The organism is Desulfocurvus sp. DL1XJH-121 (genome assembly GCF_054819825.1).
This window is the reverse complement of the sequence record NZ_JBTVWW010000011.1, coordinates 118,659-125,165: the sequence shown is the minus strand read 5'-3', so window position 1 is coordinate 125,165 and position 6,507 is coordinate 118,659. Positions and strand designations below refer to the sequence as shown.

7 protein-coding genes are annotated in these 6,507 nt (G+C 68.3%); 1 reads left to right on the top strand and 6 read right to left on the bottom strand.

Annotated features, from left to right (window positions below):
- Window positions 1-264: 264 nt before the first annotated feature.
- The 6 genes from ACYYG1_RS09855 to larB all read right to left on the bottom strand — a co-directional run bounded on the left by ACYYG1_RS09855 (window position 265) and on the right by larB (window position 4,883).
- The gene (locus ACYYG1_RS09855) at window positions 265-681 is read right to left on the bottom strand and encodes a hypothetical protein (protein ID WP_461210133.1); all 417 of its coding nucleotides are present in this window, start codon (window positions 679-681) and stop codon (window positions 265-267) included.
- Entirely contained in the window at window positions 678-974 is a 297-nt protein-coding gene (locus ACYYG1_RS09850) for a DUF4911 domain-containing protein (protein ID WP_461210132.1), read from the bottom strand. Before ACYYG1_RS09850 ends, ACYYG1_RS09855 begins: the two co-directional genes overlap by 4 nt.
- Window positions 974-2,047: a M24 family metallopeptidase gene (locus tag ACYYG1_RS09845; RefSeq protein WP_461210131.1), complete on the bottom strand. Its 1,074-nt coding sequence runs from the start codon at window positions 2,045-2,047 to the stop codon at window positions 974-976. The genes ACYYG1_RS09850 and ACYYG1_RS09845 overlap by 1 nt, the downstream gene beginning before the upstream one ends.
- A gap of 101 nt (window positions 2,048-2,148) precedes the next feature.
- Window positions 2,149-2,895 (bottom strand): acyl-[acyl-carrier-protein] thioesterase, encoded by a 747-nt coding sequence (locus ACYYG1_RS09840; protein ID WP_461210130.1) that lies wholly within the window; start codon window positions 2,893-2,895, stop codon window positions 2,149-2,151.
- Complete coding sequence (locus tag ACYYG1_RS09835) at window positions 2,892-4,136, bottom strand: O-antigen ligase family protein (protein ID WP_461210129.1); 1,245 nt, start codon at window positions 4,134-4,136, stop codon at window positions 2,892-2,894. Before ACYYG1_RS09835 ends, ACYYG1_RS09840 begins: the two co-directional genes overlap by 4 nt.
- Window positions 4,137-4,883, bottom strand: coding sequence for a nickel pincer cofactor biosynthesis protein LarB (gene larB / locus ACYYG1_RS09830; RefSeq protein ID WP_461210128.1), 747 nt, complete (start codon window positions 4,881-4,883; stop codon window positions 4,137-4,139).
- Between the two features lie 202 nt (window positions 4,884-5,085).
- Between larB and ACYYG1_RS09825 the strand changes: the two genes are divergently transcribed.
- Window positions 5,086-6,501: a sigma 54-interacting transcriptional regulator gene (locus ACYYG1_RS09825; RefSeq protein WP_461210127.1), complete on the top strand. Its 1,416-nt coding sequence runs from the start codon at window positions 5,086-5,088 to the stop codon at window positions 6,499-6,501.
- Window positions 6,502-6,507 lie beyond the last annotated feature (6 nt).

The window sequence follows — 6,507 nt, the reverse complement described above, 5'->3', positions numbered from 1 at the left end:
CGGAGACCACAAGAGACTACTCAACCAACTGAAACAATGGACTAAAAAACGGCTGTAGAAGCTCTTAGCTAGGACAGACCCAAAAATAAAGCCCTCCGCCTGTTGGTGGGGGGCTTTTTGCGTCTTTGGTTTGGCCCTGGCAGACCGTTCAAAAATAGTGAGATGCAAGGCGCAAGAAGAATTCAAGACCGACGCGTACTCTCTGTACGCGAGGTTTTGAACTTTTCGTAGCAACGCCGCAGATCGCTGTTTTTCAACGGTCTGTCAAAAGCGGATTTCCTTTATGTCCCTGGCCGCGATGCGCATCAGGCCCCAGGGGGTGCGGCCGTAGAACATGGTCGAGGGGGACATGGCCACGTTCTGGGTGGTGCCGTCCTTCATGGTGACCACGGTCTTCAGGGATTTGCCCTGGGCCAGGACGCGCACGCTCTTCACCTTGTCGAAGTCCACGGCCACCTTGGCCTTGCCCAACTCCACGGGCACCAGGGTCAGGCCCTCCACGGAAAAGTCGTTCACCATGAAGGAGGTGTCCGTGGCGTCCACGATGGTCACGCTGAAGTTCCGGTCCGGGACGGGGATTTTCTTCACGATGTCGGTGTCGCCGAATCCGCCCATGCCCATGCACAGCGGGGCCAGGGCCAGAAACAGGAACAGGGGTGCGATGCGTCTTGCGGCCGTCATTGATGCGTCTCCGTCGTACTGGGCGCGAGTATCGTGAACCGTGTCTCCTCGCGCATGGAATCCAGAAACCGCCCGACTTCTTGCTCGCAGCCCGGGGTGTGCACGAGCTGGAGCACGGCGGCGTATTTGTCCACAACACTTAAGTAGGCCAGATTATCGCAGGCTTCAAGGGCGAACTTGAAGAAGGCGATGTCCGGGGGGGCCATGCGCAGGTAGATGCGCCGCGAGGCGTGGGGCGCTGCGGCCAGCCGAGCGTAGCTGGCGCTTTTGGCCTTGCCGATGCGACGGCGCATCAGAATACCTCGCAACCGGTTTCCGTGACCAGCACCATGTGCTCCCAGCGGATGCCGCCCCATTCGGGGTAGTACAGGCCGGGCTCCACCGTGACCACCATGCCGGGCTCGAAATCGCCCTTGGCCTGGGGGCTGACGCTGGGGCCCTCGTGGGTTTCCAGGCCGATGCCGTGGCCCAGGGCGTGGGTGAAGTGCTCGGCGCAACCGTAGCGCGCGAACACGTCGTGGGCCGCGCGGTAGGCCTCGGCGATGGGCACCCCCGGGCTGATGACCTCGATGGCCCGCAGCTGGGCCTCCTGGGTGCGCTCCAGGGCGCGCTGGAACACGTCCGTGGGCCTGTCGCCGATCCAGAAGGTGCGGGTCTGGTCCGAGCAGTACTCGTCCAGGCGGCAGCCCTTGTCCAGGAGCAGCGGGCAGTTGTCCGTGATCAGGTCGTCGCCGGGCACGGCGTGGGGCAGGGCGCCGTTGGGCCCCACGGCCGCGATGGTGGCGAAGGACAGTTCCGAGGCCCCCTGGTCGCGGTAGAGCTTCTCCACCTCCCAGGCGAAGGCGCGCTCCGTGATCCCGGGCCGGGCCAGCTCGCGCGCCTGCTCGAAGACCTTGTGGTTCAGGGCGCAGGCCCGGCGCATGGCCGCGATCTCCCCGGGGTCCTTCACGTAGCGCAGCTTCTCCACCATGCCGTCCAGGGGCATGAGGCGGGGCATCGCCTTGGCCAGGCCCTGGTGCTCTGCGAAGGGCATGGCCTTGCCCTCGAAGCCCAATGCGCCGGGGCAGGTGTCGCGCAAGAAGGCGCCGAGGCTTTGCTCCACGGGCTGGCGATAGATGAATATCCTGTCCTCGGGCCAGATGCGGCGCGCCGCGTCCAGATAGCGCGAATCCGTGAGCAGCCAATCCCCGTCCCTGGCCGTGACCAGGAGTCTGCCCGCGGACTCGTTGCACTGCGGGTCGTGCAGCTCGAATCCCGAAAGATAGAAACGGTTGGCGGCGTGGGACACCAGCAGGGCGTCCACGCCCTGGGCTTCGAGCCGTGCGCGAAGGGCGTCGCGGCGTGCGGCGCAGAAGGTCGGGTTCATGGGTAATCCTTTGCTGTGTTGCGGGTCCCCCCCCGGATGGGCAAGGGGGGACTATAGCCCCTTGGCCGGGCGAGTGCAACGAGGGGGCCGATGCCCGGGGATCAGGACAGGGGCAGGCTGATCATGCGCGCGGCTTCCCGCCCGTCCGACAGGCGGAACAGCCCGTGCAGCAGGCCGCCTTCATGGGGGGCGCAGCAGGCCGTTGCGCCGTCGCCGTGGCGGATTTCGGCCCTGAAGGCCATGTCCACCAGACCGGGGTTCACGCGCGCGGCGTCGTCGGCCACGGGCTCCAGGGCCCATTGCAGGAGGTGCACGTTGTTCACGTGGGCGTTCCAGTCCAGGTCGGCCTTGCGGGCCCGGATGTCCACGCGCGCGGCGTCCGGGGCGTCGAGGTCCGGGCGGGGCAGGGCCTTGCCCGTGAATTCGCAGGCCTGCTCCGTGATCTCGGGCCGGGCGCTGGATACGAAGTCGGGCATGGAGCCCAGCCTGCGGCGCACCACGTCCATGGCCACCCAGGAGGAGGTCGCCGCGCCCAGGGGCGAACCGTCCTCGGCCGTGAGGGTGAATTCACGGTTGGCCCGGCGCTTGTCCAGGAGCGAAGGCCAGGTGCGCAGCACCGTGGTCTGCCCCAGGCGCGGATAGGCGTTCATGCGGATGCACAGGCGCACCAGCACCCAGGCCACCCCGGCCTCGGCCATGGCGTGGTGGGAGAAGCCGAGGTCGGCCGCGTGGATGGTGGCCGCGTCCTGCAGCCAGTCGGCCACAGCGGCGATGGTCACCGTGCCAAGGGCTCCGGTCTCGTGGATGCGCACGGTGAAGCGCTGCTCGTGGTATGCGGAGGCGTTCATGTCTTGGACTCCGGCGTTTCCATGCGTCCCATGGCCGCGCCCACGGCCGTGCCGGCCATGAGCATGGCCATGCCCAGCCACCAGGTGCGGTAGAAATTGTGCGCCGAGAGCCCCGCGACCAGATAGCCCAGGTACGCGGCCCAGAATCCGGCCCCGGCTATCCAGGCGCCGGATTTGCGCTCGCGGATGCCCGTGCGGATGCGCCGCCCGGTCCAGAAGAGCAGGCCGAAGAGGAAGGCGAAGGCCACGATTGCGCCGATAACGCCGGTCTCGGCCAGGAATTGCAGATAGATGTTGTGAGGATGCGGCACGGGCGGGTCGAAGTCCGGGGGGAAGGACAGGCCCAGGGACTTGTAGCCCGCCTCGAAGCAGTTCACTCCGGCGCCCAGCAGCGGATACTCCTTGAAGACCTCCAGGGCCGTGGTCCAGATGGTCCAGCGCGGGGCATTGAGCAGAATGTGGGGCGTGAGATGGTGCGGGCGCGCCACGAGGACCAGAGCGACGAACAGGGCCAGGGTCAGGAGGCCCTTCTTGAGGCCCAGGCGCAGCCAGACGAAGCCCACGGCCGCGGCGCACAGGCCGAACCAGCCGCTGCGGGCCTGGGCCCCGGCCCACAAGGCCAGGCCCGGAGCCATGATCAGCGCGGAACAGGCCCAGCGCCTGGCCCGGGTCCAGGCCGGGGGCAGCAGCACGGGCAGGGCGAAGAGCGGGGGCAGGGCCAGGGACATGAGGTTGCCGATGCGTCCGGTCTCCCACATGGCCACGAGCCTGGGGCCCGAGATGGGCATGCCGAACACGTCCACCCGGTAGAAATATTGGTATATGCCGTCCAGGCCCGTGTATGCGGTCATCAGGGCCAGGGCCCAGGCCATGCGCCGCAGGTGGCGCGCCTCGCGCACCGCCTCCATGCCCGCCAGGAGGAGCAGGAAGCCTTTGTAGGAGGCGTGCTTCAGGGCGTACCAGCTCGCGCAGGGGTAGATGCTGTGCAGGCCCTTGGCCGCCAGCATGGCCAGGAAGGCCGCAAGGAGCCAGCGCAGGGGCCAGCGCGCCAGGGTGGAGTCCCGGAAGTCCAGGGCGTAGTAGGCCGCCAGGAGGGCGGCGGCCGCAACGGCGCCTATCTCGCGGAAGCTGATGCCCAGGGGGAACAGGACCACATAGAACAACAGGGCCCAGCGCATCAGGGCCAGGCAGGTCTGGGCCGCGGTCTTGCGGTCCGCAAGCGCGGCCTGCAGCCCCGCCATCTACTCGCCGCTCCCCAGCAGCTTGGCCGCGAAGGCCGCGGCCCCGAAGCCGTTGTCGATGTTGCATACGGTGATGCCCGGGGAGCAGGAATTGAGCATGGCCAGGAGGGCGGACAGGCCGCCCATGGGGTTGTTCCGGCTCTGGGAGCTGGGCACGGCCACCAGGGGCGTGGGCACCAGGCCCGCCAGCACGCTGGGCAGGGCCCCGTCCATGCCCGCCACGGCCACCACCAGGCGCGCGGCCCTGAGGGCGGGCAGATGGGGCGTCAGGCGGTGCACTCCGGCCACCCCCACGTCCGCGGCCAACCCGCAGTCCAGTCCGAAGAAGCGGGCCGAGCCCACGGCCTCCAGGGCCACGGGCATGTCCGAGGTCCCGGCCGTGGCCACCATGACCTCTCCCGAGGCTGGCTGGGGACCGTCCAGGCCCAGGTCCGCGCCCAGGGCGAAGAGCCTGGACCGTTCATGGTAGCTGCCCAGGGGGAAGGTGTCGAGCAGGACGCGCCCGGCCTCGGGAGGCACGCGGGTGGCCAGCGCCCGGCCGCCCTGCGCGGCAAGGCCGCGCACGCAGGCAGCGATCTGGTCCACGGTCTTGCCCGTGCCCATGACTACTTCGGCCAGGCCGGTGCGCCGGGCCCGGTCCAGGTCCAGGTCCATGTCCGTGCGCGTCACGGCGTGGCCGTGCGCGTCCCCTCCGGGAACGGTTTCGGCCATGCGGGCCAGGATTTCGCGGGTGTCGTGTTCGGTCATTGAAGGCTCTCCCCCTGTACGCAGGGGGAAGGTAGAGGACTGCGCCCCACAGGTCAATAGGCGGCCGCGTTCCGGGTGCTGGCGTTTTCCCGGGATCGTGCGGGCGCGCGGCTTTCGCGTCCGTTCCCGGGGCTTCCGTTTCCGGGTTCCGGCGGTCGCCTCTGATTGCTAAATATCCGTGGACAGGATAAAACCTCTACCCATGTCGTCCAAGACGATTCTCTTTTTGGCCAAGCCCCAGGCCATGACCTCGTTGTTCGCGCATTTCAAGGATGCCGGCGTGGAGGCCGGGCTGGCGGAAAACATCCGCGGCGCAATGGATTTCGTTGAAAAACGGAAGCCCTCGGTGGTCTTTGCCTGCGCCTCCCTGCCCGGGGTGCGCGTGGAGGATCTCCTGGCCGGGATCGCCGGGGCCGTCTGTTCGCCGGACATCATCGTTTTCACGGACCGCGGTTCCGCGGGCGAGGCCCAGCGCTTCCTGGAGCTGGGCGCCCGGGACTACTGGCTGGAGCCCCTGTCCTGGGAGAAGGTCCGCGCGGTGCTGCCCGGAGACGGGCCCGCGCCGCAGGCCGTGTCCGCCCCGGCCCCGGCCCCGAGCCCCGCCGAGATCATCGGCGGCCATCCCACCATACGCCGGGTCCTGGCCCTGGCGCGCCAGGTGGCCCCCTCCAAGGCCTCGGTGCTCATCTCCGGCGAGTCGGGCACAGGCAAGGAGATGTTCGCCCGCTATCTGCACAAGATGAGCGGCCGCCGGGACATGCCCTTCGTGGCCATCAACTGCGCGGCCCTGCCCGAACACCTCCTGGAGAGCGAGCTTTTCGGCCACGAGAAGGGGGCCTTCACCGGGGCCGTGAACCGCAAGCTGGGCAAGTTCGAACTGGCCAGCGGCGGCACCATCCTCCTCGACGAAATCACGGAGATGGATCTCGGCCTGCAGGCCAAGCTGCTGCGCGTGCTCCAGGAGGGCGAGTTGGACCGCGTGGGCGGAGTGGAGACCCGCAAGGTGGACGTGCGCGTCCTGGCCACCACCAACCGGGATATCGAGGAGACCGTGCGCAACAAGGAGTTTCGCCAGGATCTCTTTTTTCGCCTGAACGTCATCCCCCTGCGCCTGCCCGCCCTGCGCGAGCGCGGCGAGGACGTCATGCTCCTGGCCCAGTTCTTCGTGGACCGCTACTGCGCGGAATACGGCCTCGCGCGCCTGGCCTTCTCGGACAAGGCCCGCGACTGGCTCACGGACTACGACTGGCCGGGCAACGTGCGCGAGCTGCAGAACCTTATGGAGCGGGCCGTGCTCCTGGCGGGCAAGGGCCCCATCGAGGAGCGGCATTTCCTGCTGGAGGGCGACTTCTGGCCCCTGCCCGAGGACGAGGCCGGGGGCGTTCCCTCGGCGTCCGGCGAGGATGCCGACCCCGGGGGGGCCGCCGACGGCGACCTGGGCGGCGCCCTGGAGGGCCACGACCTGCCCCTGGCGGAGATCGAGCGCATCGCCATTTTGAAACGCCTGGAGCAGACTTCGGGCAACAGGACGCAGGCCGCGGAGCTCTTGGGCATCTCCGTGCGCACCCTGCGCAACAAGATCGCGGAATACAAAAAAAGGGGCCTCGCGGTCCCATAAGTTCAC